A 2618-nucleotide genomic window follows, 5' to 3' on the forward strand; every position below is an offset into this window, starting at 1 on the left:
AAAAAGTGGTATCCCATAGGGGATTCGAACCCCTGTTACCGCCGTGAAAGGGCGGTGTCCTAGGCCTCTAGACGAATGGGACACTGTTGGTACCTTATACTCTGCACCGAGTGAATACTCATTAATGTCTGTAGGCTAAACATCAATGCTAGATGATACGTTAGACTCTGTATCGAGTGAATACTCATTGATGCCTGTAGGCACTTGTTAACCAAGAATATCAATGCTTTGATAAAGTAGATGGTGGAGCCTAGCGGGATCGAACCGCTGACCTCAACACTGCCAGTGTTGCGCTCTCCCAGCTGAGCTAAGGCCCCTTACCTAACTTATCACCTTTGAGTGCACTGCAAGCATTTGCTACGCTGTGTCCCAACTGCGAGGCGCATTCTATGCAGCACACCCAAAAGTGTCAACTCGTTTTTTAGGAATTTATTCTATTTGCTACAAATTCAATCGCTTTGGAGATTCTTTGCTCACAACGGGCCTTGCCAACGAGGAATAAGGTTAAATCCACAGCTGGCGACATACCTGCACCAGTTACGGCAACGCGCAGTGGCATGCCAACCTTACCCATACCGACTTCTAATTCTGTCGCGGTATCTTCAATCGCTTGGTGGATTCCTTCCAAAGTCCACTCTGATAATGCGGCTAATTTTTGCTGAACCAGTTGTAATGGCTCCAGCGCCACACCACGAAGATGCTTTTTAGCGGCAGTTTCATCGAACTCAGCAAAGTCTTCATAGAAATAACGACTAGACGCCGCCAACTCTTTAAGGGTCTTCGCTCGCTCAGCCAACGCAGTAACCACATCAGCGAGTGCAGGACCATTACTGGTATCGATGTTTTGATCAGCCATATGCCATTCAAGATGCTTAGCGACATATTCTGGTGCAAGCGCTTTCATATAATGCTGATTTAACCAAATAAGCTTATCGGTATTAAAGGCCGAGGCCGCTTTATTGATATCCTCAAGCTTAAACAGTTGCTTCATCTCATCGATTGAAAACACTTCTTGGTCGCCATGAGACCAGCCTAGACGCACCAGATAGTTAAGCAATGCTTCAGGTAAGAAGCCATCATCACGATACTGCATCACCCCTACTGCACCATGACGCTTAGATAGCTTGGCACCATCATCGCCCAAAATCATCGCCACATGGGCGTATTCAGGAATTGGAGCGCCCAAAGCTTTGAGAATGTTGATTTGACGAGGTGTGTTATTAATGTGGTCTTCACCACGTACAACACAAGTGATCCCCATATCCCAGTCATCAACCACAACACAGAAGTTATAAGTCGGCGTACCGTCGGTACGAGCGATAATCAGATCATCGAGCAGGTCATTAGATATTTCGATACGACCACGAACATGATCATCAAATATTACGCTGCCTTCGGTCGGGTTTTTAAAACGGATAACAAAAGGCTCGTCAGTGTCTCGTGGCGCTTTATCGCGGCAGCAACCGTCATATTTTTGTTGCTCCCCCTTGGCCGCTTGTGCTTCACGCATAGATTCGATGCGTTCACGGGTACAGTAACACTTATAAGCTGTGCCCTGCTCTAGCATCTGAGCAATGATTTCGTTGTAACGGTCAAAACGCTTAGTTTGGTAGTATGGGCCTTCATCCCAATTAAGCCCCAACCACTGCATGCCCTCTAAAATGGCCTCACATGCTTCAGGTGTTGAACGCTCAATATCGGTATCTTCGATACGTAAAACAAATTCACCTTGGTTAGCACGTGCATATAGCCATGAATAAAGTGCAGTACGAGCACCACCTACGTGTAAAAAGCCGGTAGGACTTGGAGCAAAACGCGTCTTAGTCGTCATAATGGGACATAAACCTATTGTCGAATAGTCTAAAAATAGACTGAACTATTAAATGTGGTGGCTATTCTAACAGCCAAATCCACTTAGAGAAAATACTCTGCACCATATCATCACATTAGCATCATCGACAGCCTCTACAGGTCCGCAAGTAACTAATGTATCAACTTAGTGTATCGACACTTACGAGCCTTAACGCATGAGTGATACAAATCATTAGATCCATTCGCTTAAGGTCGCTGTATTACGCATTTATATAGCGCATGGTGCTTAGTGTATTTGGATGCCGGCGATAAATGCACTTCAATAGCAACGCAGGATGTAGCAGTATCATAGCAATGGCCCGCTGCTCCTAACAGGGAAAAGGCGCTAAACTCGCCTGACGAAAAATTAACACCGCACCATTTATCCTGACTAAGCAAGAACAGCCAAACAATGCCCCTAATGTAGAACATTCAATAGCACAAGATTAAGTCAGCCTCTATAAGCCTGTGGCTTTATCTGTAGCGTGTCCATTGCCCCACCGATTCAATGCGTTTTCCTAAACCACAACAGACAATATATAATCGTTTCAGGCTAATGTAAGCCCTCCATCTGTTTAACATTAACGCAGTCCGCACAAATTTGAACCGGACTAACGCTTTTATCGAAAAAAGCGTTGACACTCGATCAACGCCCCCTATAATACGGCCCCACACAGCGAGGTCGATTAGCTCAGCTGGGAGAGCACCTCCCTTACAAGGAGGGGGTCACTGGTTCGAGCCCAGTATCGACCACCATTCTTTTCATA

1 protein-coding gene and 3 tRNA genes are annotated in these 2618 nt (G+C 45.8%); 1 reads left to right on the top strand and 3 read right to left on the bottom strand.

The features are described from left to right. Positions 1 to 6 precede the first annotated feature (6 nt). The 3 genes from DVO77_RS18840 to gltX all read right to left on the bottom strand — a co-directional run bounded on the left by DVO77_RS18840 (position 7) and on the right by gltX (position 1831). A tRNA-Glu gene (locus tag DVO77_RS18840) sits at positions 7 to 82 on the bottom strand. A 159-nt stretch (positions 83 to 241) separates the two neighbouring features. After that, a tRNA-Ala gene (locus DVO77_RS18845) sits at positions 242 to 317 on the bottom strand. 104 nt (positions 318 to 421) lie between these two features. Then, positions 422 to 1831: a glutamate--tRNA ligase gene (gene gltX, locus DVO77_RS18850; protein WP_110457752.1), complete on the bottom strand. Its 1410-nt coding sequence runs from the start codon at positions 1829 to 1831 to the stop codon at positions 422 to 424. Positions 1832 to 2531: 700 nt separating this feature from the next. Between gltX and DVO77_RS18855 the strand changes: the two genes are divergently transcribed. Next, positions 2532 to 2607 (top strand) — tRNA-Val (locus DVO77_RS18855). The last annotated feature ends 11 nt before the right edge of the window (positions 2608 to 2618 follow it).

Source organism: Shewanella algidipiscicola, assembly GCF_003605125.1.
GTDB lineage: Bacteria > Pseudomonadota > Gammaproteobacteria > Enterobacterales > Shewanellaceae > Shewanella > Shewanella algidipiscicola.

Coding starts and splice junctions, on each gene's coding strand:
- gltX (WP_110457752.1), bottom strand. CDS start 1,831: ATGACGACTAAGACGCGTTTTGCTCCAAGTCCTACCGGCTTTTTACAC.